Annotated in this window: 24 protein-coding genes and 1 other RNA gene; 8 read left to right on the top strand and 17 right to left on the bottom strand. The window is 45.7% G+C overall.

Annotated features, from left to right (window positions below):
* Nucleotides 1–8 precede the first annotated feature (8 nt).
* From Q4A84_RS02095 to porB, 10 genes are all read right to left on the bottom strand, one after another.
* Nucleotides 9–515 carry an OmpH family outer membrane protein gene (locus Q4A84_RS02095; protein ID WP_303087274.1) on the bottom strand — a complete coding sequence of 169 codons (507 nt, stop codon included), beginning with the start codon at nt 513–515 and terminating at the stop codon, nt 9–11.
* A gap of 29 nt (nt 516–544) precedes the next feature.
* A complete protein-coding gene (gene bamA, locus Q4A84_RS02090; protein ID WP_303087273.1) occupies nt 545–2,956 on the bottom strand; it encodes an outer membrane protein assembly factor BamA in 2,412 nt (803 codons plus the stop codon).
* Between the two features lie 5 nt (nt 2,957–2,961).
* On the bottom strand, nt 2,962–4,305 hold the full coding sequence (rseP, locus tag Q4A84_RS02085; protein WP_303087272.1) for an RIP metalloprotease RseP: 1,344 nt from the start codon (nt 4,303–4,305) through the stop codon (nt 2,962–2,964).
* Nucleotides 4,306–4,314: 9 nt separating this feature from the next.
* Nucleotides 4,315–5,499, bottom strand: coding sequence for a 1-deoxy-D-xylulose-5-phosphate reductoisomerase (gene ispC / locus Q4A84_RS02080; RefSeq protein ID WP_303087271.1), 1,185 nt, complete (start codon nt 5,497–5,499; stop codon nt 4,315–4,317).
* A 105-nt stretch (nt 5,500–5,604) separates the two neighbouring features.
* Complete coding sequence (locus Q4A84_RS02075; RefSeq protein ID WP_303087366.1) at nt 5,605–6,402, bottom strand: phosphatidate cytidylyltransferase; 798 nt, start codon at nt 6,400–6,402, stop codon at nt 5,605–5,607.
* On the bottom strand, nt 6,403–7,149 hold the full coding sequence (locus Q4A84_RS02070; RefSeq protein WP_303087270.1) for an isoprenyl transferase: 747 nt from the start codon (nt 7,147–7,149) through the stop codon (nt 6,403–6,405). It lies immediately after the preceding gene.
* Between the two features lie 48 nt (nt 7,150–7,197).
* Nucleotides 7,198–7,755, bottom strand: coding sequence for a ribosome recycling factor (frr, locus tag Q4A84_RS02065; protein ID WP_303087269.1), 558 nt, complete (start codon nt 7,753–7,755; stop codon nt 7,198–7,200).
* Nucleotides 7,756–8,007: 252 nt separating this feature from the next.
* The gene (gene pyrH / locus Q4A84_RS02060; protein ID WP_303087268.1) at nt 8,008–8,727 is read right to left on the bottom strand and encodes a UMP kinase; all 720 of its coding nucleotides are present in this window, start codon (nt 8,725–8,727) and stop codon (nt 8,008–8,010) included.
* A 322-nt stretch (nt 8,728–9,049) separates the two neighbouring features.
* Nucleotides 9,050–10,558 (bottom strand): catalase, encoded by a 1,509-nt coding sequence (locus Q4A84_RS02055; protein WP_303087267.1) that lies wholly within the window; start codon nt 10,556–10,558, stop codon nt 9,050–9,052.
* A gap of 347 nt (nt 10,559–10,905) precedes the next feature.
* The gene (porB, locus tag Q4A84_RS02050) at nt 10,906–12,066 is read right to left on the bottom strand and encodes a trimeric porin PorB (protein ID WP_303087266.1); all 1,161 of its coding nucleotides are present in this window, start codon (nt 12,064–12,066) and stop codon (nt 10,906–10,908) included.
* A 413-nt stretch (nt 12,067–12,479) separates the two neighbouring features.
* Here porB and Q4A84_RS02045 point away from each other — a divergent pair, with 413 nt between their 5' ends.
* Nucleotides 12,480–12,962 carry a disulfide bond formation protein B gene (locus tag Q4A84_RS02045; RefSeq protein ID WP_303087265.1) on the top strand — a complete coding sequence of 161 codons (483 nt, stop codon included), beginning with the start codon at nt 12,480–12,482 and terminating at the stop codon, nt 12,960–12,962.
* A gap of 59 nt (nt 12,963–13,021) precedes the next feature.
* Here the strand turns inward: Q4A84_RS02045 and Q4A84_RS02040 are convergent, their stop codons facing one another.
* From Q4A84_RS02040 to pgaA, 4 genes are all read right to left on the bottom strand, one after another.
* Nucleotides 13,022–13,411 (bottom strand): hypothetical protein, encoded by a 390-nt coding sequence (locus Q4A84_RS02040; RefSeq protein WP_303087264.1) that lies wholly within the window; start codon nt 13,409–13,411, stop codon nt 13,022–13,024.
* A 17-nt stretch (nt 13,412–13,428) separates the two neighbouring features.
* A complete protein-coding gene (gene pgaC / locus Q4A84_RS02035) occupies nt 13,429–14,652 on the bottom strand; it encodes a poly-beta-1,6-N-acetyl-D-glucosamine synthase (protein ID WP_303087263.1) in 1,224 nt (407 codons plus the stop codon).
* A gap of 106 nt (nt 14,653–14,758) precedes the next feature.
* Entirely contained in the window at nt 14,759–16,675 is a 1,917-nt protein-coding gene (pgaB, locus tag Q4A84_RS02030) for a poly-beta-1,6-N-acetyl-D-glucosamine N-deacetylase PgaB (RefSeq protein WP_303087262.1), read from the bottom strand.
* A 92-nt stretch (nt 16,676–16,767) separates the two neighbouring features.
* Nucleotides 16,768–19,176: a poly-beta-1,6 N-acetyl-D-glucosamine export porin PgaA gene (pgaA, locus tag Q4A84_RS02025; protein WP_303087261.1), complete on the bottom strand. Its 2,409-nt coding sequence runs from the start codon at nt 19,174–19,176 to the stop codon at nt 16,768–16,770.
* A gap of 419 nt (nt 19,177–19,595) precedes the next feature.
* On the opposite strand from pgaA, the gene moaC reads away from it, so the two are divergent.
* The 4 genes from moaC to Q4A84_RS02005 all read left to right on the top strand — a co-directional run bounded on the left by moaC (nt 19,596) and on the right by Q4A84_RS02005 (nt 21,984).
* Nucleotides 19,596–20,099, top strand: coding sequence for a cyclic pyranopterin monophosphate synthase MoaC (gene moaC, locus Q4A84_RS02020; RefSeq protein ID WP_303087260.1), 504 nt, complete (start codon nt 19,596–19,598; stop codon nt 20,097–20,099).
* Complete coding sequence (locus tag Q4A84_RS02015) at nt 20,099–20,851, top strand: HesA/MoeB/ThiF family protein (protein WP_303087259.1); 753 nt, start codon at nt 20,099–20,101, stop codon at nt 20,849–20,851. Before moaC ends, Q4A84_RS02015 begins: the two co-directional genes overlap by 1 nt.
* Before the next feature lie 10 nt (nt 20,852–20,861).
* Nucleotides 20,862–21,323 carry a D-aminoacyl-tRNA deacylase gene (gene dtd, locus Q4A84_RS02010; RefSeq protein WP_303087258.1) on the top strand — a complete coding sequence of 154 codons (462 nt, stop codon included), beginning with the start codon at nt 20,862–20,864 and terminating at the stop codon, nt 21,321–21,323.
* 157 nt (nt 21,324–21,480) lie between these two features.
* Nucleotides 21,481–21,984: a DUF2478 domain-containing protein gene (locus tag Q4A84_RS02005; protein WP_303087257.1), complete on the top strand. Its 504-nt coding sequence runs from the start codon at nt 21,481–21,483 to the stop codon at nt 21,982–21,984.
* 72 nt (nt 21,985–22,056) lie between these two features.
* Here the strand turns inward: Q4A84_RS02005 and ffs are convergent.
* The 3 genes from ffs to Q4A84_RS01990 all read right to left on the bottom strand — a co-directional run bounded on the left by ffs (nt 22,057) and on the right by Q4A84_RS01990 (nt 23,546).
* An RNA gene (gene ffs, locus Q4A84_RS02000) (signal recognition particle sRNA small type) lies at nt 22,057–22,153 on the bottom strand.
* A gap of 255 nt (nt 22,154–22,408) precedes the next feature.
* Nucleotides 22,409–22,663 carry a hypothetical protein gene (locus tag Q4A84_RS01995; protein WP_303087256.1) on the bottom strand — a complete coding sequence of 85 codons (255 nt, stop codon included), beginning with the start codon at nt 22,661–22,663 and terminating at the stop codon, nt 22,409–22,411.
* 202 nt (nt 22,664–22,865) lie between these two features.
* Nucleotides 22,866–23,546 (bottom strand): sulfite exporter TauE/SafE family protein, encoded by a 681-nt coding sequence (locus tag Q4A84_RS01990; RefSeq protein ID WP_303087255.1) that lies wholly within the window; start codon nt 23,544–23,546, stop codon nt 22,866–22,868.
* Between the two features lie 191 nt (nt 23,547–23,737).
* Here Q4A84_RS01990 and Q4A84_RS01985 point away from each other — a divergent pair, with 191 nt between their 5' ends.
* The 3 genes from Q4A84_RS01985 (at nt 23,738) to murB (ending at nt 26,745) form a co-directional block, all read left to right on the top strand.
* On the top strand, nt 23,738–24,280 hold the full coding sequence (locus tag Q4A84_RS01985; RefSeq protein ID WP_303087254.1) for a hypothetical protein: 543 nt from the start codon (nt 23,738–23,740) through the stop codon (nt 24,278–24,280).
* A 72-nt stretch (nt 24,281–24,352) separates the two neighbouring features.
* On the top strand, nt 24,353–25,726 hold the full coding sequence (locus Q4A84_RS01980; RefSeq protein WP_303087253.1) for an MATE family efflux transporter: 1,374 nt from the start codon (nt 24,353–24,355) through the stop codon (nt 25,724–25,726).
* Nucleotides 25,723–26,745, top strand: a complete 1,023-nt coding sequence (murB, locus tag Q4A84_RS01975) for a UDP-N-acetylmuramate dehydrogenase (RefSeq protein WP_303087252.1) — start codon at nt 25,723–25,725, stop codon at nt 26,743–26,745. The genes Q4A84_RS01980 and murB overlap by 4 nt, the downstream gene beginning before the upstream one ends.
* Nucleotides 26,746–26,782: the final 37 nt, after the last annotated feature.

Below are 26,782 nucleotides of genomic sequence, written 5' to 3'. Positions count from 1 at the left end.
GTCTGAAACTACCGATTCAGCAGCTTAATAACTTGGTCGGTAATATCAAATTTCCCGGTCACATAAACCGCTTCTTGCAGAATGAGATCATAACCTTCTCTTTTGGCCAAATCCACAATAACACGATTGGCATTTTGCTGTAAGGCGGCAAATTCTTCATTACGGCGCAGATTATAATCTTCGGTAAGTTTTGCCTGCTCCAACCGGAATTCCTGAATCATTTCGGCCAACTTCTTCATAGCCGCTTCACGCTCGGCTGCTGGTATTTTTCCTTCAGCCAACCGTTTTTCTAGCGCTTCGCCTTCCTGCTGCATTTTCTGAAGTTTTTTCTGGCGGGAAGCAAACTCATTTTGAAGGGTGCTCTGAATGCGCTGCGCCTGTTTAGATTCTCGGTAAACACGTTCCGTGTCGATAAAACCCAGCTTCTGCACGCCTTCAGCCAACGCATTGGCAGCAAAACAATAGCCTAATACCGCAATCGCCGTAATCCGAAAAACGGAATGGATTCTGCTCATAAATCAACCTTTATCATTTTTAGTTGTACTTAGAATGTTGTACCTAACTGGAATTGGAAACGTTGGATTTCATCCGTAGATTTTTTCTTGATGGGATAGGCATAACTAAACTTCATTGGGCCTAAAGGCGAAATCCAAGTAACGGCAACCCCAGCAGAATAGCGCAATTCTTCCTTAAAGGTAGAATGATGCGAACTGCCCAAGCCATACACATTTTGAGTATTATTATTGCTATAGTAAGTGTCGTTATCGGAATCAGTATACGTTTTACCGTCCCACACGCTACCCGCATCTGCAAACAAGCTCAAACGTACCGTACGGCTGTCTTTCACACCAGGGAACGGGAACAGCAATTCCGCTGTACCGGCAACCATTTTGTCACCGCCATAACTAACTTTATTTCCTTCCCGATCATACACCTTAGGCCCCAAAGTACCGCTCTCATAGCCGCGCACCGAACCTAAACCACCGGCATAAAAGTTTTCAAAGAACGGCAAGTCTTTGGTTTTTCCATAACCATCGGCATAACCTATATTGCCGCCCAACATCAGGGTCAGATTCTTACTCAGAGGGAAGAACCATTTCTGGTTGTGGGTCAAACTATAATATTGCAAATCCCCGCCCGGCAAGCCGGCCTCAAGGTTCACATCGGTCGAATAGCCACGAGTAGGCCACAACGCACTGTCGGTTTTATTACGCCCCCAGCCCAAAGTACCTTTCAATGTCCATCCGCTAAACGAACCACTATCCGATGTACTATTGTAAGTACCGTATTTTTCAACAAAATTGCGGTAACGTTTCGGCGCATTCGGATAAGTATTTACTTTCAAATGCTCCGGAGACAATCCTAAGTTGATACGGTCATATTCGGTCACAGGAATGCCTGTTCTAACGCCGGCACCAAACGTAGTCGTTTTATACTGTTGCTGGGTACTTGTATCCGATTTGCGCGGATCATAAATTTTACCGTACAAATCATAACCCAAACTGATGCCATCGGGCGTGAAGTAAGGATCAGTGAAGGAGAGAGAAGCATTGCGAGTGGTTTTACTGCGAGAAACCCGAGCAGAAAGAGATTTGCCGGTTCCAAACAAGTTGTCTTGCGCCACACCAAACGAAACCACCAAACCGGTATCCTGCACCCAACCTGCGCTCAAATCAAGGGAGCCGGTAGAACGCTCTTCTACGCTCATATTGATGTCCACTTGGTCAGGCGTACCTTCAACAGGTTTCGAATCGAATTTCACGTTATCAAAATACCCCAACAACTCAACACGCTCTTTCGAACGTTCCAGCTTAGAAGTATCATAAGGCGCCGATTCCAACTGGCGTAGCTCACGACGAATTACTTCGTCGCGCGTTTTGTTATTGCCCGTAATGTTGATTTCATTTACATAAACTTTGCGGCCGGGATTAACCAGCAAAACGAAATCCACCTTACCGGTTTCGGGGTTCGGGCGGGGCTGTACGTTTACCTCACTGTAGGCATAACCCGCACTGCCCATTTTATTTTGGATATCTTTTAGGCTTTCCACCATCAACTCGCGCTCATACCATTTTCCTTCTTTCATTCTGAGAAGTTTATATAAGTCTTCTTTCGGCACTTCGTTGGTATCGCCCTCAATGGTCACTTTACCCCAATGATAACGCTCGCCCTCGTGCAGCTTGATGTTGATGGTCTGTTTGGTTTTATCCTGCTCATCGGTTTGTACATCCGCATCAAGGATACGGAAATCAAAATAGCCGTTGTTCTGATAAAAATCGCTCAAGCGCTCCATGTCTTGATTGAATTTTTCTTGGTTAAACTGATTACTTTTGGTCAGCCAACTCCACATACCACCTTCGCTAAGCGACATCTGTTTCAACAAACGGCGGTCGGAATATTTTTCATTTCCCTCAAAATGGATATCGGCAATTTTAGTGGTTTTACCTTCATCAATCTTAATGTCAATGGCCACACGGTTGCGCGCCAACTTATTCACAGTCGGCGTAATGCTGACCATTTGTTTGCCACGATTGATATATTCTTCTTTCAAACCGGCAACAGCCTGATTCAATTTGGCTTGACTAAAAGGCTGGGATTGGCCCAAGCCGAATGAAGTCAGATTTTTCTTGATGGTATCGGCAGGCAGCACTTTGGCACCGGTAATGGTCAAGTCGCTAATAGTAGGACGCTCTACCACCGTCAGCAAGACTTGATCGCCCAGCGTTTCTACCCTGACATCATCAAAGAATCCTGTTGCATAAAGCTCTTTGATGATTTCTTCACCGCGAGCATCGGTAAAGGTATCACCTATTTTCACAGGCAGATAGGAAAATACAGTTACAGGCTCTGTACTTTGCAAACCTTCGATGCGTATATCCTTAATCGTGAAATCGGCCAAGGCCATCGGCGCAAGACCCATTAATATTAAAGCAGCGGTAATCTTCTTCAGTTTCATAAACTCTATCCAAACAGACGGGTAATATCGTTAAAAAAGGCCAGCAGCATCAACATCAGCATAGCAGCGATGCCGAAACGTATGCCCATCATTTGCACACGTTCACTTAAAGGTTTGCCACGCAACCATTCTGCGGCATAAAACACCAGATGGCCTCCGTCAAGCACAGGCACTGGCATCAGGTTAAACACACCTAAACTGACACTGACTAAAGCCAGAAATTCCAGATAGGCCTGAACGCTAATAGCAGCAGTTTTCCCCGCCATATCAGCGATCGTCAGCGGGCCGGAAATATGATTAATAGATGCTTGACCGGTTATCAGCTTCCCGAAGAATCCGACGGTCAACGTAGAAAATTCTACGGTTTTTCTCCAACCCATTTCAAAAGCTTCAGCAACGGATGGGACATATTTCCGGCTGATTTTTTGCTCCCAAGCTTCATCAAGGCCAGATAAAACGCCGATGTAACCTGTTAACCGGCTTCGGTCGCGGGATTCTTGCGAATCAGGCCGAATGGCGATTTGCAGGTTATTTTCGTTGCGCACCACGCCAAGCAACAGCTTTTGCCCGGGGCTATTGCGTATGATTTCACTCCAGTCTTGCCATGAAGGCGTCATCTTACCGTCTACCGATATGATGCTGTCACCTTTCTTCAGGCCTGCACTGGCAGCAGGGCTGTTATCCACCACTTTGCCGATTCGGTTGGCACGTTTAAACGCATCCAAGCCGATATTGCCATTTTGTTTGGCAACCTGCGCCGCTTCCGGCGTTCCGGCGATGTTAATACTACGCAAAGCCGGTTGATTCTGGCTATCCACCACCCTTACATCCACTTTGCCGGCATCCAAACTCAAGGTGATTTTAGTGCGAGCATCAACCCAATCTTTCACAGGCTCACCGTTGACACTCAGAATCAAATCACCTTCATGGAAGCCCGCTTTGGCCGCAATACTGTCTTTAACCACAGTACCGACAAATGGTTTGACTTCGGTAACGCCGAAAGAAAAACTAATGCCAAACAATAAAACGGCCAGTATCAGATTGGTTAACGGGCCTGCGGCAACGATGGCGATGCGCTTGGCCGGAGGCTGCTTATCAAAAGCGTAAGGCAAATCTTCTGCCGCTACTTCACCTTCACGGGTGTCGACCATTTTAACATAGCCGCCCAGTGGAATTGGAGCAAGGCACCATTCCGTGTCGCCTATTTTCTTGGTATAGAAGGGTTTACCGAAGCCGACACTGAAGCGCAACACCTTCACCCCACAGCGGCGGGCGATAAAATAGTGACCAAATTCGTGCAGGCTTACCAAAAATAAAATTGCCGCAAGAAAGGCAATAATCGTTAGCAACTCAAACTCCTATCGGCTCAATGCCGCAATAAACTGCTGTGCGTTGGCACGGGTTTGCGCATCCTGAGCCAACAGGCTTTCAACGCTCCCGCCATCACTGGAAAACGGCCGATCCAAACAATACGCTACCACGCGGACCAGATCGGTAAAACGAATTTTTCCCGCAAGAAAAGCGCTAACCGCTTCTTCATTTGCGGCATTGAGCACGCATGGCGCGTTGCCACCTTCCCGCATCGCTTGGTAGGCCAGATTCAAACAAGGAAACCGATCGTAGTCGGGTGCTTTGAAGGTTAAATCACCAAGCATGTGAAAATCAAGCGGTTTTACGCCTGCGTCTATGCGCTCCGGCAGACCAAGGCAGTATGCAATCGGGGTACGCATATCCGGATTCCCCATTTGCGCGAGCACCGAACCATCAAGATAGCGCACCATACTGTGGATAACACTCTGCGGATGAATCACTACTTCCAACTTATCTGGCGGACAATGGAATAACCAATGGGCTTCAATTAGCTCCAAACCTTTATTCATCATGCTGGCCGAGTCAACCGATATTTTCCTACCCATGCACCAATTCGGATGTTTTACAGCCATTTCAGGAGTAATTTTGGGAAAAGCATTTAAATCCGTGTTTAAGAACGGGCCGCCGGAAGCGGTCAGAATAATAGACTGAATTCCATGCTCGTGCAGACTATCTGTGTAATGTTCGGGCAAAACTTGGTAAATTGCGTTATGTTCGCTGTCAATCGGCAGCACTCTGGCTCCCGAGCGGCGAGCGGTTTCCATAAACAATGCGCCGGCCACAACCAACGTTTCTTTATTGGCCAGATAAACGGTTTTTCCTGCGGCTGCGGCTGCCATTGTCGGCGGCAAACCTGCCGCACCGACGATGGCCGCCATTACACCTGTTACTTCTGCTGCGGATGCGACATCAATCAAAGATTGCTCACCGTGCAATACTTGAGTATCCACATCCAAAGTTTTCAGACAGGCATTCAGTTCTGCGGCACACGCTTCGTCTGCTACAACGGCAAATTTCGGCCGAAAGGCTTTACATTGCTCGGCCAATTTATGAGTTTGACGGTGCCCTGCCAAGGCGAATACTTCAAATTTTTCAGGATGGCGGGCAATCACGTCCAGCGTATTCACACCTATGCTGCCGGTTGCACCGAGTATGGTTAGAACTTGTTTCATGGTATTGGTTCGCTTTCAGGCAGGCATTATGTAATTTTTGCCTGAAATAAGGGTTTAACATTTTCAGACAGGCATTGATATCCAGCCAATGCCTGTCTGAAAAAGCTAACTAAGCAAAAATGTCATGGCAGCGTAAACACTCAACACAGCCAATAAAGAATCCGTTCGGTCAAACACGCCTCCGTGCCCGGGTAATAATGCACTACTGTCTTTAACACCGGCAGCACGCTTGAGCCAACTTTCCAGCAAATCACCGCAAATGCTGACCACCGTCAAAATAACGGCGATACCGACAACGCCAAACCAATCGACGTCGAAATCCAGCCAACCAGCACGATGCACAAGCAGCATATAAACCACCGCACCAACCAAGCCGCCCGCCGCACCTTCCCAGCTTTTCCCGGGGCTGATGGAGGGAGCGATTTTTCGTTTACCAAACGACCGGCCGACAAAATAAGCACAGCTATCCGCCACCCAAACCAAGCCCATGATAGCCAAAAGCGACAAAGCAGATTCGGTATCAGTTCTCAAACTGATTAAGGCAAACCAAAACGGCAGCATCAGCAACCATCCGATAAACATACCTTTCCAGTCATTCTTAACAGCCCATTTCCTTTGCAACCATAAAGGCATAGCAACGAGCCAGAAGCACAGCACCAAGCACCAAGCCAGAGCAGGCAGTTGCCAGCTACCTAAATAAGCAAACAACATAAACAATGCGGTACCTGCGAGATAAGGCATTTTCTGCTCGTAGTCCATCTTACAAAGACGACTGTATTCCCATAAAGCAATCAAGGCAATCAGGCCACTGAATATAGCCCACAGGCCATTTGGGGCATAAAACAACATGCCGAGCATCAAGGGCAGCAAAACCAATGCGGTCAGAATGCGCTGTAACATGATTTAATTCCGTTGTTGTTGCGGCGGCAATTGCTCGGAAGTGCGGCCGAAGCGACGTTCACGTTTTTGAAACGAAGCAATCGCTTCATTAAAAGCGGCGGCATCAAAATCCGGCCATAAGGTGTCGGTAAAATAAAATTCGGCATAAGCCATTTGCCAGAGTAAGAAATTGCTGATACGGGTTTCCCCACCGGTACGAATGAACAAATCCGGCTCCGGCGCATCGGAAAGCATCAAGTATTCGGCCAAATCGGTTTCGGTTAATTGCGTCTTACCCGCACGGATGGCTTGGTTAGCCGCCTGCAGAATATCCCAACGGCCGCCGTAATCGGCAGCCACAACCAAAGTAAGGCCGGCATTGCCTGCAGTGAGCGCCTCGGCTTCTTCAATACCCTTTCTGATTTCAGCATTAAATCGGCTGCGCTCGCCAATTATTTTCAGGCGCATACCGTTCTTATGCATTTTCTGCACCTGTTTTTTCAGCGCCTGCAAAAACAAGCCCATCAGAAAGGAAACCTCACTTTCCGGACGGCGCCAGTTTTCGGTTGAAAAAGCGAACACGGTCAAGTATTGCACACCCATGTCAGAACACTGTTGACACAGGTTTTCCAACACGGTCAGCCCGCGCTTGTGCCCCATAACGCGCGGCAACAGGCGTTTTTTAGCCCAACGGCCGTTACCATCCATAATCACGGCGACATGGCGGGGAATCTGGGTATGTTCCAAAATGGTCTGAGTGCTGCTCTTCACGGTTCGCTCCTTCAGGCAAGCCTGTCTGAAAATAAGGCGGTGGGCAGATTATACGGCCATTAAGTCTTCTTCTTTAACTGCAAGCATTTTATCGGTTTCGGCAATGTATTTATCGGTCAGCTTTTGAATGGCTTCCTCGGCCCGACGTGCTTCGTCTTCGGAAATTTCTTTCTCTTTTGACAGGTGTTTAATTTCATTGTTGGCATCACGGCGAACGTTCCGAATAGCAACACGCCCTTCCTCCACTTCGCCGCGCACCACTTTAATCAAGTCTTTACGGCGCTCTTCAGTCAGCATAGGCATAGGCACGCGGATCACATCCCCCATTGCAGCGGGATTCAGGCCTAAGTTGGAATCTCGTATCGCCTTTTCCACTGCGGCAGCCATATTGCTCTCATACACTTTCACGCCTATGGTTCTGGCATCCAAAAGTGTTACGTTAGCCACTTGACTGACCGGCACGGGGCTGCCGTAATATTCCACGTCCACTTGATCAAGCAGACCGGTATGCGCACGACCTGTACGTACTTTGGCCAAATTGTCTTTCAATACTTCCAAAGATTTCTGCATTTTGTTTTCAGCGTTTTTTTGAATCTCGTTAATCATTTTTGGTTCTCTAATGAAAAGGTCTGTAGATAGGATAATAAGGCCGAATATAACGCGCCTTCGGCTTGACAACAAGTATCAACAGCATGCCAGCTTAACAATTTCTTTCACCACCATCCAATATGCCAGATAAATTTCATTTATCAAAAAGCTTTCTTCCTGCTCGTTTGTCAATTATACAATTTAGGGTGTCAATTTGACACCCTCATACTGTCAGCCTTACCTAGCTGAAACCAGGCAAGGCGCCTCCGTTTAATTGTGAACCAAAGTTCCTTCGTCTTCCCCCAGAATAACACGTTTCAGCGCACCTTCTTTACCAATACCGAAAACAACAATATTCAGTTTACGCTCGCGGCAAAGTGCAAAAGCAGTCGCATCCATCACTTTCAGATTTTTAATCAGTGCTTCATCGAAAGTCAGGGTTTGATAACGCACTGCCGAAGCATCTTTTTTGGGATCCGCATTATAAACGCCGTCAACATTAGTGGCTTTCATCATGATATCGCAGTTCATTTCTGCTCCACGCAAAGCCGCGGCCGTATCGGTTGTAAAGAAAGGATTACCCGTTCCTGCCGCAAAAATCACTACTTTACCTTCTTCCAAATATTGAATGGCTTTAGGGCGAGCGTAAGTTTCCGCAATCTGCTGCATGGAAAGCGCCGATTGAACACGAGCTTTCACGCCTAAAGATTCAAACGCATCTTTCAAGGCCAGTGCATTCATTACCGTAGCCATCATTCCCATATAATCAGCGGTCGCACGATCCATACTGCCGGCTTGTGCAGAAACACCGCGGAAAATATTCCCACCACCGACAACCACGCCCACCTGCACGCCCATATCTGTAATTTCTTTAATCTGGCCGACAATCTGCATAATGGTTTCACGATTGATACCGAAAGGATCACCTCCCATCAGAGCTTCGCCGGACAATTTTAACAATACACGTTTGTATTTAGTTGCTTGGTTCATCAATTTCTCTCTGTGCTGTTAAGATGCAAATAGTTGGTTATTATACGCTTGATACGCTCACATCGGCAGAAAATCTTCAGATTCAAAAGCATGCCTGTTCGACCTCGCCAGGCATGATTATTAAAAAATGCAAGCCCGAAAACTTTGAAAGTTTGAAAAACAACTAAACCCTCCTTTCCTTCCAAACCGTAAAGAATTTATCATAAACCGCACCATATAAAATGCCTGTCTGAATATATTCAGACAGGCATTTTATATGGTTATCGCTTTAATAAAACACGATCAACAATTTCCGTCAATACTTCACTGACATCAAACCACATTACAGAAACCTGGGCAGACCGAATGCAGGATCGCTTTCACGAGCCGCTTGAGCATCCGATACAGTCATACCCAATGCTTTGGCGACGCCTTCGCCATAAGCAGGATCACAAGCATAACAGTTTCGGATATGGCGATATTTGATAAAATCCAGAGCATCGCCCATCGCAGCAGCAGTATTGTTAAACAATGCCTGTTTCTGCTTATCATTCATCAGATTAAACAATGCACGCGGTTGGCTGAAATAATCCGCATCATCTTCACGATAATTCCAATGCGCGGCATCTCCGTTGATTTTCAACGGCGGTTCAGCATATTGCGGCTGCTCCTGCCACTGATGAAAACTATTCGGCTCATAAGCAATGGTACTGCCGTAATTACCGTCTACACGACCATAACCATCACGAGCATTGCTATGCACAGGGCAACGCGGCGCATTAACCGGAATCTGGTTAAGATTCACACCTAAACGATAACGTTGCGCATCGGCATAGTTAAATAGGCGCGCTTGCAACATTTTATCAGGTGAAACGCTAATACCCGGTATCAAATTACTCGGCGCAAAAGCAGATTGTTCGACATCGGCAAAGTAGTTTTCCGGGTTTCGGTTCAATTCAAACTCGCCAACCTCAATCAGCGGATAATCTTTTTTCGGCCAGATTTTAGTCAAATCAAACGGATGATACGACACTTTTTCTGCATCGGCTTCAGGCATAATCTGTACATACATCGTCCATTTTGGAAAATCGCCACGCTCAATAGCATTATACAAATCACGCTGATGACTTTCACGGTCATTACCGATAACCTCCGCCGCTTCTTCGTTAGTCAGATTTTTAATACCTTGCTGAGTACGGAAATGGAATTTCACCCAAAAACGTTCGCCCTCTTTATTCCAGAAGCTGTAAGTATGGCTACCAAAACCGTGCATATGACGATAAGAAGCAGGAATACCACGCTCACTCATCACAATAGTTACCTGATGGAAAGATTCGGGCAACAAGGTCCAAAAATCCCAATTGTTGGTAGCAGAGCGCATATTTGTACGCGGGTCACGTTTTACCGCTTTATTCAAATCAGGGAATTTACGCGGATCACGCAAAAAGAAGACCGGTGTATTATTACCCACCATATCCCAGTTGCCTTCTTCCGTATAAAATTTCAGAGCAAAGCCACGAATATCACGCTCGGCATCCGCAGCACCACGTTCTCCCGCTACGGTTGTAAAACGAGCAAACATTTCTGTTTTTTTACCGACTTCGCTAAAAATTTTAGCGCAGGTATATCTTGAAATATCATGGGTAACAGTAAACGTACCAAACGCACCGGAACCTTTAGCATGCATACGGCGCTCAGGAATTACCTCGCGTACAAAATTTCCCAATTTTTCGTTTAGCCATAAATCTTGGGAAAGCAAAGGTCCGCGAGGGCCGGCTGTAAGGCTGTTTTGATTATCTACAACAGGGGCGCCATTGTTCATAGTTAAATGAGTTACTGGACATTTATTCATAGTATATGTTCCTTTTTCAGAGTTGCTATAGGGTTTGTTCGCTTATGGTGCAGTATCCAAGCATCAAAACACAAAGATGATTTGAATGACTAACCATTCCGCTTTATTACGGAACTCACTATACTCTAAAATTTTAGCTATTAAAACTATGAAATCAATTTATTAAATATATAAATTTACTTCCTCCTGCCCTCATTAAAAATAAGTCTATTTATTCAATAAAACTTACAAAATAAACGGATTAATGACTCTCATTTCTAACTAGCTGGGATAACTCAAAGTCAAAAATACAATAAGAAAAGAGCCTGTTATAAACAGGCTCTCTTTCAGCTAATCCTTAATTTAGATTAGAATTTATGACGCAGACCAACTAAACCACCAGTTGTTTCGGTTTTGTCATGTTTACCAGCTTTCAGCCAACCGGCAGAAACCATAGCAGTAGTACGTTTAGAGAAGTCATAGTCAGCACCTACAACAACTTGGTCATACTGAGTTGAACGACGCTGATCAGCAGTTAAGCCAGCACCTTTACCTTTAAAGCCATGAGCATAACTTAAACGAGGTGTTACGTTACCAAATGTATAAGCGGCGGTTGCTGCAACTTCATGGGTTTTCAGGCCAGGAGAAGTATCTGTTGCACGGCCTGCTCCTGTGGCAGTGTAATCACCTGTGCTATCACTATAAGCATCACTCTCACCTGCCAAAGCTGCTCTATAGCTATTTAAACTATCCCACCCATTAGTGTATTGATAACCTACTGCTGCAAAGATATTGTTTGCATCGTAACCTGCTTGTACCTGATGAGCTTGACCAGATTTGCTTCGGTTATTAGAAGTTACATATGCAGATCGCTTATAAGCACCGCCATATTGAGCAAAGAAGCCTGAATTCTCATAGTTCACACCCGCATAGTAAGCACCTGTATCATTCAAAGCACCAACATTAGCATTTGCAGAATCTGACGCACGCCCTGTAGCATCTGCTGAACCACGTCCTTTAGTTTGATTGTCGCGGGGTGTATATTGAGCATTAAAAGAGAAACCAGCCCATACAGGTGAATCGTATCGAACAGAAACCACACGCTCACCAGTACGTGTAAACATGCCCAAACCCAAAGCACTATTGCTGTATTCCCAAGGATCAATCGCATCCATGTCATTCAATTGAGTGCTCAATTTACCGGCACGGATTTTACCCCAGCTTTCGCCTTCCAAACCGATAAATGAATCGCGAGTGCCCCACTCACCACCACCAGAAACAGGGGTTTTTTGCTCAACTTGCCAAATTGCATTTAAACCAGAACCCAAGTGTTCAGTACCTTTAAAACCAATGCGCGAACCAAAGTCAGCAATTTGAGTTTTAGTGTGATCTTTTGTTGTAACACCGTTAGTGCGTTCTTTTGTTTGAGCAACTTCTACACCGGCTTTGATTTGACCGTACAGAATCACTTCAGCAGAAGCAGCACCAGACAAAGCAATCAGAGACAGAGCAATCAGAGTTTTTTTCATTGCTGTATTCCTTTTCTATCGTTAAGAAAAACAAACTTAAATGGTATTTAATAAACCACCCAAGCTGTGAATTCACCGCCATTAACGGCGATTCCATGCCTGCTAATATAAATGCTTCGTTTGGAAAAAACAAACTTTATCGATTTTTTCCACCTGAACAGTGCTTAATTTTTGTGGGTTTTATTACACAAAAATTTATTTTATTCTATTTTTTCAATTAGTTATAAAAAACAAAAAACAGATTTGCATGTTTACAACATTTTTGATTTTTTGTGGTTTTCAGTACCCACCCTATCTTGTAAGCAAGTTGATTGAAATGCTTTGTTACTGAAAATTATAGGTTAAGAGGTATCTGCCCTTGCTGAGTGAATGGTAAAATGCCTGCCTGAAACAATTTTGGAAAGTTGGAAAGCATGTCTTATCGCAAGATTTTATTGGTGGTATTCGTTGCAGGTTTATTTTGCACCGGAAGCTCATTCTTTGCACAGTATGTTATGGGCCTAAACCCTTGCCCGCTGTGTATTTTGCAACGGGTAGCGGTGATTTCGGTTACTCTGGTTGCTGCGCTGACATTACTCCTTCCTACCAAACGAAAAGGATGGCGCATTACGGCCGCCGGTTTGATAAGCATTCCTGCATTATGGGGCTTAGGCGTGGCGATTTACCAAATCTGGTTGCAAAGCCTGCCCGAAACAGAACGACCTTCCTGTGGAGCGCCATGGACTTTCCGTTTGCATGATTGGCCGTTATTTGATTTATGGGAACCGGTTATTAGAGGCTTCGGAGATTGCGGTGTACGTGAGTATGTAATGGGAATACCATTACCTGTATGGAGCTTGATGTTTTTCGGATTTGTATTAATCTGGGTTTGGGCTGCCATAAGATATAAACGGTAGGCTTAGTTTAATAATAGAAAATGCCTGTCTGAAAAGTTTCAGACAGGCATTTTCTATTATTATTTTTTTAGATTCTCACTTTCCGCTTGAATCCTGACTTTTTCACGGGTTGTCTCAACCGCACTTTTGATTCTCGCTACGGTTCGCCGTTTATTGCGCAAAGCACTGATGCGGGATGTGGTAAGAATAGACCAACAAAACAAAATATTAAGCTGAGTAAGCGTGACAATCGCAACGGCTTTTATCAGATCCATTGATGTCCATGCGCCGATAATTGGTTTAAAAATCAAGGCCTCATGGTCACTAAATACGAAATATACAGCAGCGAGCCATAATGTCCATGTCAGAGCGAAAATCAACCAGCTTTTCACACTGATAGCCCGTGTTGCGCTGCGCGCTTTATTAATGACCATTTGGTCGCGTAAATTTTTTCGGTATTCTTGAGGCATGGTGTTTTTTCCCATTTCTACTGTACTCCCCTGTCAGGGCTGACCCAGGTTGCTTTGCGTTTTTTATCGCGCAAAATGGCTTTTGGAAAGCCATGCACTAAAGTGAGGCTGTTAATCAACCAAAAAACGTAAGGATACCAGATGCAGCTAATGAAATAACGGAAGAGATTGCCTTCATAGCGACTGTCAATAAACATACTGATAGAGAATTGCAACATAAACATTAAAAAGGTAATCAAACCGCTTACCTCTATCAATGTGAAATTGGCCTGCCCCATTAGAACTTGGATAAAACCGTAGATCATGAAGGCAAACATGGCATAAGCCCAAAATAAGGTAATAAAATATTCGCAATACAAAGGCCAGAGGCGGAAATTTTTCAGACACCAAATTTCACGGCAATATTTCAAAATGACTTCTGCACCGCCTTGCGCCCAGCGCAGACGCTGTTTATAAAGTCCCCGCACAGTTTCTGGCATTAATACCCAGCAAAGTGCACGCGGTTCATACGCGATATTGTAGCCGGCCACTTGTGTTTTCCAGCTAACGTCAATGTCATCAGTAATCATGTTGTCACTCCAACCGCCGATGTGTTCAATCACATCTTTGCGAATACACATAATGACACCCGAAACGGTAAAAAGCGTGCCCAGAATACTTTGCGAACGTTTAATCAAACCGATAATAGAGCTGAACTCGGCAACTTGCAATTTACCCAAAACGGTGCTGCGGTTGCGTACACGCGGATTACCCGTTACCGCACCTAAGCTCGGATCATCTTCCAAACTTTGAATCATGTATTCGATGGCACCATAATCCAGCACGGCATCGCCATCGATACCGACAATGTATTTTCCCCTTGCATGGCGCATGCCATTATTCATCGCAGAAGCTTTACCGCCGTTTTCTTGATCGATTCCAACCACTTTATCCGAGATTTTTTCCCAACTACGGATAATTTTCAAAGTATCGTCTTTACTGCCATCGTTAATAAACACCAGCTCATAATTGGGATAAGTGAGGTTCAACAGGTGCGGTATGGAACTGTTGAGATTGTCAGCTTCGTTGTAGCACGGTATCAATACGCTAACCATAGGGATTTCCTCCTGATCAGAAAAATCAGGATCAGGCATTCCGCGCTCCCAGAATATGTAATAGATGATGCCGGATATCGTCCAGTACACGGCCATTACACCGGGATACATCATGACAAAAACGGCTATATAGTCATACCATTTCATTGGTTGTTCGCTCTTAATATTTTGGCATTTGTGCTCATTGTGCGCCTTTTTTCAGACAGGCTTCATGCAACGCCTGTCTGAAAAGTCTTTATTGAGGCAGATAAATTTATTTAACGGAAAATACCGGTTTTATAAGATTCAGCGTTGGCTCATTCTGCAGAAAGTCATCAGGGTAATAGGCTATATTTTTTACCCCTTCTTTTTTCAAATTGCTTATCCAACCAGCCAGCTCTGCAGGAGGAGTCGGCTGTCCTGTGTATCCGTTTTTAGCCGGAAGTGCAAAAATGGTTTTGGTCAAAGGAAGCTCTGTTTTCTTCACTTTTCTCACCACATCGTTTATCCACTTGGCTGTATTTTTAGCATTATATTGCAAGTCATTTTGCGCATAAGGCGTTAAAGTCAAAGCAGTGTAATCATAGTGATTTACAAATTTAGACAGGCTGTCTGCAAACCACGCTTGCGATTTATCGCTCAGGGCTGCTCCTGCATATAAACCTCGAACAATTTTCAATTCGTTGGCACCATTAAAACTGTACTTAATAACCGCGGCTTTAAGTTGATCAGTATATGCGATTAAATCGTCGCTATTTTTTTGCGCCTGCTGCCAGTATTCAACATTATTTTCCACGCCCTCGGGCAAGGTATTCTGAAAATTGGCAAAAACAGTATCGTCTTGAAAAAGAATGCCATTAAAACGGCTGCTAAATGCCAAATCCTCATAAATTTCAGCAACGGCACGGCGGTTCTTTTCATTGGCAACAGATAAGCGACGCAGACCTTTACCCAATGAAACATAATCATAGCCGCTGCCCAAATCAACCGCCGTCATGGGCATCCAGGCATACACTTTCACTCCGGAACGGGTCATCAGCTGCCATGCAACGCGGCTGAACAAATCTGCCTTCACTTTCAGATGACGGTTTGGAAAATACGCCGAATCCACCAACCCGTCACCGTTTTCGTCTGAAGATGCCTGCAAATATACGATATTCGCGCCCAGCTTAGCCATTCGACTAACCAGTTTATCGAAATTACGGTTAAATTGCATGACATCCGGGCTATAAAGATCATCCAGATTAACGTAAACCGCCCGCTTTATCTGAGGCTCTTCCAAGCCATCTCCCGACAAATAAGATTTAATAACCCCGAAATCGGTTTCCTGCTCCAATAAGAACCGGCCGACATGCTGAGTTTCAGGCTGATTCAACTTTAAATCATACAATGTAAAATCGCTGTCAAAGCCTTCCTGCCGTGCGATTTCGGTTGCCTCTTGGTTAAACTGTCCATATGGCCATACCAATGCCGTAGGTCGTTTTCCTGTGTTTTTCTGAATAATGTCGGCAGACCGCCTCAAATCTGTGGCAATACGTTGACGGTACTCCGCAGGTGTTTCGTAATGTCCGTTTTCATACTTGCCCGGCAAAGCTGCTGCAAACTCAGAGCCAAAAGGGTTGCCAATGATACTGTGATGCAAGTCGTGTGAGTGGGAAGCCATTTCTATCAGGCCGCTTTTCTGCATTTCCCGAACCTGATCCCAAGTAATAAAAGCCTTACGCGGTAACTTCTGCTTACCATAGGCAACGTAACCATTCTCGGGAACATCCAACCAGCTGGTTACCAAAGCAAATACCGCAGGATAATTATAAGCTTTTAAAATAGGATAAATGGTTGTGTAAAAACTGATGTATCCGTCATCAAAAGTCAGCAAGACCGGTTTTGCCGGCAATCGGCTTTTGCCCGCACGTGCATCTTTCACTTGCTGCCAACTTACTGGCGTGTAACCATTGCTTTTCAACCAGTTAAGATGGCTGACCAATTTCTGCGCCGTCATCGTCTGGGGAAAATATTGGCGCCTGAATTCCTTATCCATTCCTCCGTATGCCGAAACAGAGGTATCCGGTGGCACGCTTTCATCAACGATATTGTGATAACACATAACCCCATATTGGCTATTCTCGGAGGCAGCAGCAACACTCACGCCAAGCATGAAAATTAAAGAAGATAAAAAACGTACGTATTTCATAAAAATCTATTCAATCAGATAATCAAGATGATGGTTTACAACCAAGGCTTTCAGGCAGGCACAATGCCTGTCTGAATAATAAACTGACCAGTTTATTTAAACTTCACATTCAGATTAACATTGCCGAAATTCTGAAATTCCGGCGCACCATCATAAATTGACTGTTTCCGGCCGAATTCATAACCCATACTGGTCTTCTTACCCAAAGACCAATCGTGGCCATATTTCAGCAACCAAGTATTTTCCGAGCTCTGTCCGGCTTGCCAATAGCGACCCAAACCGGCCGTCAATTGCTGATTCAGGCGAATACCATGATCCAGCGGCAATGCGTAAGAAAGCGTCACGCTGCCGCTCAGGCTTTTACTGTTTCTCGGGTTGTAATAATAAGCTGCAGGGATGTCTTTATTATGGCTATAATCGGCCCACAGGGAACTATCCAGTTTCCAGCGGTTATGTTGATATAAGGCCTGAGACACCCATCCATACACACTCTTCCGCACATTATCATCGTCAAAGGTCATGACCCCAGCACCGATACCGGCTCGCGTGCCCGCAGAATGGCTATAAGTGGCACCGATATTGTATTCATCCGCATAAACTTTTTGCTGCAACGCTTTAGTCGGCACATTTGCACTGTTATGCGCCGCTTTGGCACTCAAACTCAACCTTTCGTTTACATGGTAGTCCGCACCAATGTTGACATAAGCCTTATCATTCAGCTGCGTACCATGGCCTGCTTCTGCATTGATAGTCACCGGATGCAAGCTGATTTCAGCACCAACCCCAACTCTTCCTGCACGCAAGGGATTACCTTTGTTAGGCACATAAGCGGATTGCTCCGTAATATACGCCCGATGCCCGCCCATACTGCGCGGGCTGTAAAGCGTCGCATTCTGCCCCCACTCCGTACTCTCTTTAGGTGAAGTCGCTTTCATCGCGCTCGCCGAGATACTCAGTTGAGCGGCACGCGCTTTATCATATTGCTCCCAAAATGTCTTATATGCCGGATTGTTTCGATCCGCCTGAGCAGCCATTTTTTTCACGGCCGACCAATTACCGTCATTGATCCAAACGGCCGCTATCTTCGTATCAACCCAAATCCGGCTTTCCTGAGGAATGTAATCTTTAGCCTGCGTATACCATTCAACCGCCTCGTCTTCATGGTCGTTCCAAGCAGATAAATCTCCTCGCAAAACCATTGCCCAAGGATCACCCGGATGTTCGGCCAGCCATGAATCCATCAACTGCATTGCTTTTTTATAATTGCCGTTCCAAGCTTCCAGCCGAACATTCCAGAAAAACTGTTGATTATAATAAGGATTATCTACTTCTCGGGTGTGTGTGAAATCTGAGACCTTTTTTTTTGGGTTCCAATTCTTCAGGCGCTCTTGCGCTTTGGTGTAATAACCGGCATCCGCATCGGATTCAACCAATCGACCGGTCAATGTTGGAGAGATGGCACCTGTTGACGCTTTCTGCTGAGCCGCAATCTCTTCATAAATGGCGCGGGCAGTAATCGGATTACCGTTCATCGACAAAGCTTGGGCATATTGTTCTTTAACATACTGCGGTTGCTCGCCCATACGGCGCAATAGGTTGTAATCTTCCAGCGCCTGCTTATCTTTACCCAAAGCGATAGACGCCGCCATACGGTCGCGCATGGCGTGAATTTTCAAATCGCTGCCTTCGGGTGCTTCATTAACGACATCGGTCAATTTTTGATAGGTTATTTCCAACTGAGCCATATCGCCCGATTCACGGTTTGCACGCAATTGGCCTACCGCTTGACTGAGTTTCAACCATAGCAGGTCTTTTTGAGTGAAAAGATGCGGGTAACGCTGGGTCAGAGACTCTTGCACTGGGAACGCTTGCAACTGTGCGGCCGTACGGTAAGTCTGCAAAACCAAGTCTTTATTATCCGGATTCTGCTCAAGTTGTTTTTGGAGGATAAACAGGCGCTCGGATAAAGTTTGCGAACGGTCTTTCAAATAGTTTTCCGCCTGAGTAATATCCGCATCATTCCCAAACCGCTGCCGATATTCGTTGATTTGGGTTCGCGCTTCGGCATATTTTCCTGCTTCCGAAGAGGCCAGCGCGCCACCTAGAAAGCCGATTTTCTTACCAGAATCGATTTGTTGCAGCTGAGCATAAAGCGCGGCGGATTGTGCAAATTGTTTATTGTCCCGCGCTGCTTTAGCCAAATTTTCCAGCTCATCCGAAGTATAATTAACCGGCTTGCAACTACCGCATACAGCCAACGCTTCAGCCGGCTTGCCTTGGCGCACCAACAAAGCAATCAAATCGGCACGCACTTTCGTATCTTTACTTTGTGCATAAAGTTTGCGCAAAGCAGCGATTGATTCGGCTAATTCAGCCTGACCGTTGCGGGCGTGCAGCGCCCAATGCTCTCGCTCGGCATTCACATCTTGTGCAGCGGCAGTCAACGGCATACAGGAGAAGGCAGCAGCCAAGCAAATAGAAATTTTTCTGATAGATCTCATATGTAATAAGGCCAATTCTTGAAACAGGATAAACTTAGGGTTCGCCTTTAAAATGCAAAACAAGCGCCGAATCGACGCTGTTTTATTAAAGCATTTAAGTAATATTTATTTGTGCATTCTAGCTTAAAAGAAACAATTTCAGTTGAAATGTCGTAAATATATTATCGCCTCAACAGATAAAAGGGGCGTTAAGCCGCCTTAACGGTCTACGGCAAGGCTTAACGGAACTTTAGATTTGTAAAAAATACAACAATTGCATTGAGGTTGTGAGAGCATAATGCAAATCAGGGCATAGAAGGCTTGGTTTTGTTTGCCACGCCATAGGCGGCTTATCAAAAATCCAGTAGAATATTATGCTTAAATTTTATGCTAAATATTCATATTAAATTTCAAAATATTTACAAATTAGGATAAAGATCATGTTTGATGAACTGACTCATTTCAACGAAAACGCTGAAGCCCATATGGTGAATATCGGAGATAAAACGCCAACCGAACGGGTGGCAGTCGCCAGCGGTTATATCAATATGAGCCCAAAAGCAGTACGCATTCTGGCTGAGGGATCGGCTAAAAAAGGGGATGTTCTAGGTGTGGCGCGTGTGGCGGCCATTCAAGGTGCCAAGCAAACCAGCTCGCTGATTCCGCTTTGCCATCAAATCGGGCTGACCCACGTTCGTGTGGATTTTGAAATCGATTTAGATGTCAGCCGGGTCAAAGCCACCGTTACGGCCAGCACTACAGCCGGTACCGGTGTGGAAATGGAGGCGTTAACCGGAGTTAACGTGGCCCTGCTGACCATTTACGACATGCTCAAAGCCGCAGACAAAACTATGAGCATGACACACATCCGTTTGGAAAGTAAAACCGGCGGCAAAAGCGGTGATTTTTCATTTGAAGAAAGCTACGAAGGCATTACTTTCTGATGAACGACCATGATTTGCTGCGCTACAGCCGTCATATTCTTTTAGACGAACTCGGTATTGAAGGGCAGGAAAAAATTTCGGTGGCCACAGTTTTGGTCGTCGGTTGCGGCGGACTCGGTTCCGCCGCTTTGCCTTATCTGGCGGCAGCGGGTGTCGGGCACATCATCATCGCCGATGATGACACGGTATCGGAAACCAATCTGCAGCGCCAGGTTTGTTTTGCTGAAACCGATCTTGGGCGTGCAAAAGTCGAAGCGACCCGATCTCGCCTTCTTGCCATCAATCACCGCATTCGGATTAGCGCCTTCAACGAACGCCTGTCTGAAACGCGCTTGCACGAATTGGCTGCGCAAGCTGATGTGATTGTCGACTGTTGCGACAATTTTGCGACACGACTAGCGGTTAATCGAGCCAGCGTCGCCACCAAGACGCCCTTGGTTTCCGGTGCGGCCGTTCGCTTTGAAGGTCAGCTTGCGGTTTATCGGCCGGATTTGCCTGACGCTCCTTGCTATGCCTGCCTGTTTGACGGCGATAACGCTTCCGACGGCGCTTGCGCTGTTTTTGGCGTATTCGGGCCGTTGGTCGGCATCATCGGCAGCACTCAGGCCGCCGAAACGTTGAAAATTTTAACCGGCATCGGAGCGCCGGCCCATAGCAGCCTGCTAGTCTATAATGCGCTAACCAACGAATGGCAGCGTTTTGCTTTTGAGAAAAACCCTTCCTGCCGCGTTTGCGGAACAGAGCACAGATAGGAGACAGTCGATGCGTGCGGTCATTCAGAAAGTCAGCAGAGCCAGTGTAGACGTTATCACGCAGAACCACCGTGAAACCGTCGGTAGTATCCAGACCGGATTGATGGTTTTGCTCGGCGTATGTCAAAGCGACACAGAAGCCGATGCTCGCTATATTGCCGAAAAAACCGCCAATTTGCGGATTTTTGCCGATGACAATGACAAACTGAATCTCTCATTGAAAGATATCGGCGGCTCGGTTTTATTGGTATCGCAATTTACCCTCTATGCCGATGCTCGCAACGGGCGACGCCCTTCCTTTTCCAACGCAGCCAAACCGGATCAGGCGCGGCATTGGTACGACCAAGTGGCCGATATGCTGCACAAGCAAGGATTGGCAGTACAAACCGGCCATTTTCAAACACATATGCAAGTGGATTTATGCAACGACGGCCCTGTTACCATCTTATTGGATTCCCAAAAGATTCTCTAAGCACCATGCCTGTCTGAAACGTCCGACTTCCGTTCAATCCTATGCTTTTATTTTCAGACAGGCATCAGCTCATATCATAAGCCTTTGGCACAATAGACAAACTTTCCCATCAGGCTTATAACGAAAATCGATTAATCCTGATCATGAAAGAAATACGATGAATATCCGACTCGCCGCCATCGTACACGAAGCAGACAGCCGAGAAGCCCAAGCCGCGCTGGAAGCGTTTATCCGACTCCTACAAGCAAAAGGGCTGCGGGTGGGCGGATTGATTGCCGCAGAATACACCAAAGAAAACGGAGAAAAAGACAAATGTATCCGCGCCATAGAAAGCGGCCGCCTGTATCCCATATTTCAAGATTTGGGTAACAATTCGGAATCGTGCCGGCTCGACCCATCCAAACTGGTGCTGGCTGCAAGCGAACTGCTGGCATTACAAGACAACCCTCCTGATTTGGCCGTCATCAACCGTTTTGGCATCATGGAAGCCGACGGCGGCGGGTTCTGCCAAGAATTTATGGATTTGGCCATGGCCGGCATTCCCGTATTAACCCTGCTCAACGGCAGCAAATATCTGGCTGCATGGCGGGCATTCGGCGGAGAAAACGCCCAAGAATTGACGGCAGATTTAAATCAGCTGGAGGCTTGGTTTTCCGAATAGCAATGCCAACAAAACCACCGATAAAACCAATGCCTGTCTGAAAACGTTTCAGACAGGCATTAATAAAATAAGGGCGGCGAGCCTAACCCCTGGCACTGACGCTTCAGAGTGGGCTGCTAGCTTCCGCTCCTGACCCGTTGCTCCGAATTACCATGCAGGGAGACCCGCCGTAGGAAGCGAATTATATTGGCTTTATCAAAAAAAGCCAAGCGACAAGGAAAAATAAACCCGATCATGTAACGAAAATGAAGCCGAAGCAACAATATCATCAATGTGTAAAAAACGCTCAATCACCGCTTTTCCTTAGAGGCAAACATTCTCTTAAAATGATTCGAGCCATAGCAAAGCATCATGCCTGTCTGAAAATATTTTCAGACAGGCATGATGCTAAAAAATCTAGAAATATTAATAATCTATTTAAAGATTAACGAGCCATGGCATGTTTGCGCGGAGCATGATGTCTTTTCACTTTCTTCGCCTTAACCATTTTTTTGTGCATGGCTTTTTTCGGAGCAGCATGATGTTTATGCTCTTTCATCGGCTTGTCGGCTTCATGTTTCATAGGCTTGGCAGCTTGAGGCTGGGCCGGTTCATGGTTTTGCTCGGCAGGAGGCATAGGAGCCGCCATCAGGCTACCGGAAATCAAAGCCATAGAAATCAATGCAGTTAATTTTTTCATGATGTTTCTTTCTATTCGTTTAATAATGAAATAGTAGCGTTTGTACGCACTATCGGCTGAGAATCATAGTCTTTTCTATGTTAATAAATATTAATCTTAAGATAATTTAAACGGGTTTAGGTAAGTTTCAGCAATCTGAAATACAAGTCTGATTCAGTTCGGATACACATAACATACATTTATTATCTTAGAAACAAATAATTCAATGTATATTAGCCCAAATAAACCAAACCAGCTGCCAAACCGCCCAAACAGCAATCAATAGGCCGGTAATCAAACGGATACTGCGTTTTTGCAGCAAACCTTTCAACTGCGCGGCAAACCAACCCATCGCCAATAAATTAGGCAAAGTTCCCAATGCAAAGGCCAGCATATAAAGGCCGCCCAGAGCGGTATTTCCGCTCCCCAAGGCATAAAGCGAAGCGCTGTAAACCAAACCGCAAGGCAACCAACCCCATAACAGCCCGACCCCGAAACAAGCAGGTATGCTTTTGATAGGTAACAATCGACCCAATACCGGATTGAGTCGGCGCCATACAGGCCGGCCAAAATCTTCGATTCGGCGCACCATTCCCGATAGCCCTGCCAAATACAAACCCAGTAATATCAAAAGAATATGCGCGGCAAGAAACAAACCGTTTTGCAACAAACGGGTCTGGTCAAGCGAAATACCGATTTGCCCCAACGCTCCTAACAAGAGACCGATAACCGTATAGCTGGTAATTCGCCCCAAATTCAACAATAAAATCAGCCAAAAGCGATTGATGTGCGGTGGCAGCTGCAACGCGAAAGCGGAAGAAAGCGACCCGCACATACCAACGCAATGGCCGCCGCCAAAAAAGCCAATCAAAAAAAGGGAAACAAGAGTAAGGTTATTGGTCATAATGGTTTGTCATTTAGTTTTAGATATTGTAGCCGCTTTTATCAACACAGATGCCTGTCTGAACAGACACTTGCTGCTTTCTTCCGACAATAATGGTCAAACGGTTGTCTGAGAGCCTATCCATTCATCGAAATTTTCACTTAATGTATTGTAATGGGTTATGATAACGTGTTTTGATTTTTTGTTGTTTTATGTCTCCCCGAATCTACCCTCTTACCCACCACCAAACCATCGCCGTAATGATATCCGGCTTAGTCACGACCGGCTTCGGCTTGATGTGGTTACTGGTCGGGCTGAACATTCTTGCCGGCGGCGGCCATCCGCAAAAATACATGCTGTTCGGCCTGTTAACGATTCTGCTGTGTTTTGCTTTTACCAACTGGCGCTCGGCCCGCAAACATCGTGAAGCAGCCGACGGGCTGAGACTATTGGTTATGATGGATAAAATCGGCCTGCGCTGGCTATATTACGACGCCCATGCCGCAGCCATCTACGATTACAAAGAAGATGACAATCGAGTTTACATTCAGCAAGACATGCCGTGGAATCAAGTTTTGGATGTCTATGTAGAACATGAAAAATATTACTACACTCTGGGTAAAATCGTCGTACTACTTAAAAATGACGAAGGGCAAACCGAAAGACGCGAGCTTCTGCTAAGTTATTTTGAAGACAAAGAAATCGCCCGAGTATTCATGGATGAAATGCTTTACATGTTTGTAATCAGCCGATAATTCAATTACGGATAACAAAGCTTTTCAGACAGGCATTATGCCTGTCTGAAAATTTTTGCAGTGGAATCGTTTATGTTATTAGACATCAACCGCCATTCATGGGCGGTTTTAGGGAAAGAAGCCCGACTGCTAGCAGCCCTTGCACTACCGATGATGCTTGCACAAATCGCCTCGGTAGGCGTAGGCTTCGTCGATACCGTGATGGCAGGCGCGGCCGGAAAAGACGATTTGGCCGCAGTGGCTTTAGGCAGCTCCGCATTCTCCACCGTCTACATTACCTTCCTTGGCATTATGACCGCGCTCAACCCGATGATTTCTCAACTATTCGGAGCAGGAAAACATACCGAAGTCGGAGAAACAGGCAAACAAGGGGTATGGTTCGGAATGGCGCTTGGCCTGATTGGTATGGTTTTACTGATGGTCTCAGCACCGCTTTTTATCTGGTATCTCAATTTGCCCGAACATGTGGAAAACATGCTTGGGCAATATCTGTTTTTTATTTCACTCTCAATGCCTGCTGCCATGCTTCATCGCGCGTTGCATGCCTACGCTTCCAGCCTCAACCGCCCCAAACTAATCATGTGGATAAGTTGGGCCGCATTATTCTTAAACATTCCACTTAACTACGTTTTCGTATACGGCAAGTTCGGCATGCCCGTGTTTGGCGGTGCCGGTTGCGGCTTAGCTTCTGCAATCGTATTCTGGTTTAATGCATCGACCTTATGGCTCTATATCAAAAAACAAAATTATTTCAAACCATTCGGTTTGTCTGGTAGCTTTTCGAAACCTAATACAACCGTTCTTAAACAAATCTGGCGCTTAGGCTGGCCTATAGGCTTGTCTTTTTTCCTAGAAGTAAGCTTGTTTTCATTTATCGTTTTTCTCATCGCCAAATTCGGCGCAGATCACGTTGCAGCCCAACAAATTGTTATCAGCCTGACCAGCATTATTTATATGATTCCACAAGCAATCGGAGCCGCCACAACAGTAAGGGTAGGCTATACACTCGGCAAGCGGCAAACCAATCGAGCACGCTATATCTCCGGCGTATCCCTAATACTCGGTTTCGGATTGGCTGCCCTTACAATAACGCTCCTCATTACATTACGCTACCCATTAGCAGGCATGTATACTAAAGATATGAGTGTAATCACATTGGCAGCAAACATATTACTCTTCGCCGCCGTATTCCAATTAGCTGATTTCACTCAATGTATTGCATCTTATGCACTAAGGGGTTACAAAATAACCAAAGCGCCGATGATTGTGCACGGCATCGCATTCTGGGGCTTCGGCTTGCTGCCCGGCTATCTGCTGGCCAATATCGGCATGGGTATTTACGGATTTTGGGCCACATTAATCGTTTCTCTCAGCTCTGCCGCAATCATTTTAGTATGGCTTTTGGAAAAGCACAGCCGTACCCTCACGCAACGGAACACAATATGATGAATATTCAGCATAATGTCGATTTGAAACCTTTCAACACTTTCGGCCTGCCCGCACGCGCACGCCATTTTATCGAATTAACCAGTGCAGCAGACCTGCCCGATTTATGCACACTCCCCTGCTTCCAGCACGAAACCGTTTTATGGCTCGGCGGCGGCAGTAACATCCTTCTCATGCAAGATTACGAAGGATTGGTTGTTAAAATGGCCAACAAAGGCATACGAGAAATAAAACGAGAAAACGAAACCGTTTATATCGAAGCTCAGGCCGGCGAAATATGGCACGACTTCGTATTGCATACGATAAATGCAGGTCTAAGCGGTTTAGAAAATTTAAGCTTGATTCCCGGCACCGTGGGCGCCTCACCGATACAGAACATCGGCGCGTATGGCGTCGAAGTGAAAGATGTCATCCATGCCGTACATTGCTTTGACTTAACAACCAATCAATTCATAGAACTAAGCAATGCCGAATGCCGCTTCGACTACAGAGAAAGCATATTCAAACAACAAGGTAAAGGCCGTTACGTCATCTTATCAGTCGTTTTTGCTTTAAAATCCATATTCAAACCGAATATCCACTATGGCGATCTTGCTGCCGTACTTCAAAAACTTTGTGGTAAACAGCAAGCCACAGCCAAGGATGTTTCAGACGCAGTATGCCAAATTCGATCCCAAAAATTACCTGACCCGAAAATATTAGGCAATGTCGGCAGCTTCTTTAAAAATCCGGTGATTCCATCTGAATTGGCCGCAAAACTAACAAAAAAATACCCTAGTATGCCCCACTATCCTCAACCCAACGGTACTACCAAGTTAGCCGCCGGCTGGTTAATCGACCAATGCGGTTTAAAAGGTTACCGCATCGGAGATGCGGCCGTACACGAAAAGCAAGCCCTAGTTCTGATAAACCTAGGCCATGCCACCGCAAAGAACGTAGCAGAACTTTCCCATCATATCCAACAAACGGTATTAAATCGTTTCGGTATCCTATTGCAACCTGAACCGAACTGGTTATGAAAGATTCCTTAGCTGAATAGGATTCGAATGCCCGAAC

Source organism: Neisseria sp., assembly GCF_030527965.1.
GTDB lineage: Bacteria > Pseudomonadota > Gammaproteobacteria > Burkholderiales > Neisseriaceae > Neisseria.
Note: the sequence above shows the minus strand (reverse complement) of the source record. Positions and strands in the feature narration are given on the sequence as shown.

Coding starts and splice junctions, on each gene's coding strand:
- moaC (WP_303087260.1), top strand. CDS start 19,596: ATGTTTGATGAACTGACTCATTTCAACGAAAACGCTGAAGCCCATATG.
- bamA (WP_303087273.1), bottom strand. CDS start 2,956: ATGAAACTGAAGAAGATTACCGCTGCTTTAATATTAATGGGTCTTGCG.
- Q4A84_RS01995 (WP_303087256.1), bottom strand. CDS start 22,663: ATGAAAAAATTAACTGCATTGATTTCTATGGCTTTGATTTCCGGTAGC.
- Q4A84_RS02055 (WP_303087267.1), bottom strand. CDS start 10,558: ATGAATAAATGTCCAGTAACTCATTTAACTATGAACAATGGCGCCCCT.
- pgaA (WP_303087261.1), bottom strand. CDS start 19,176: ATGAGATCTATCAGAAAAATTTCTATTTGCTTGGCTGCTGCCTTCTCC.
- pyrH (WP_303087268.1), bottom strand. CDS start 8,727: ATGAACCAAGCAACTAAATACAAACGTGTATTGTTAAAATTGTCCGGC.
- dtd (WP_303087258.1), top strand. CDS start 20,862: ATGCGTGCGGTCATTCAGAAAGTCAGCAGAGCCAGTGTAGACGTTATC.
- ispC (WP_303087271.1), bottom strand. CDS start 5,499: ATGAAACAAGTTCTAACCATACTCGGTGCAACCGGCAGCATAGGTGTG.
- pgaC (WP_303087263.1), bottom strand. CDS start 14,652: ATGAAATGGTATGACTATATAGCCGTTTTTGTCATGATGTATCCCGGT.
- Q4A84_RS02045 (WP_303087265.1), top strand. CDS start 12,480: ATGTCTTATCGCAAGATTTTATTGGTGGTATTCGTTGCAGGTTTATTT.
- murB (WP_303087252.1), top strand. CDS start 25,723: ATGATGAATATTCAGCATAATGTCGATTTGAAACCTTTCAACACTTTC.
- Q4A84_RS02095 (WP_303087274.1), bottom strand. CDS start 515: ATGAGCAGAATCCATTCCGTTTTTCGGATTACGGCGATTGCGGTATTA.
- Q4A84_RS01980 (WP_303087253.1), top strand. CDS start 24,353: ATGTTATTAGACATCAACCGCCATTCATGGGCGGTTTTAGGGAAAGAA.
- Q4A84_RS02005 (WP_303087257.1), top strand. CDS start 21,481: ATGAATATCCGACTCGCCGCCATCGTACACGAAGCAGACAGCCGAGAA.
- frr (WP_303087269.1), bottom strand. CDS start 7,755: ATGATTAACGAGATTCAAAAAAACGCTGAAAACAAAATGCAGAAATCT.
- Q4A84_RS02040 (WP_303087264.1), bottom strand. CDS start 13,411: ATGCCTCAAGAATACCGAAAAAATTTACGCGACCAAATGGTCATTAAT.
- Q4A84_RS02015 (WP_303087259.1), top strand. CDS start 20,099: ATGAACGACCATGATTTGCTGCGCTACAGCCGTCATATTCTTTTAGAC.
- pgaB (WP_303087262.1), bottom strand. CDS start 16,675: ATGAAATACGTACGTTTTTTATCTTCTTTAATTTTCATGCTTGGCGTG.
- Q4A84_RS01990 (WP_303087255.1), bottom strand. CDS start 23,546: ATGACCAATAACCTTACTCTTGTTTCCCTTTTTTTGATTGGCTTTTTT.
- Q4A84_RS01985 (WP_303087254.1), top strand. CDS start 23,738: ATGTCTCCCCGAATCTACCCTCTTACCCACCACCAAACCATCGCCGTA.
- porB (WP_303087266.1), bottom strand. CDS start 12,066: ATGAAAAAAACTCTGATTGCTCTGTCTCTGATTGCTTTGTCTGGTGCT.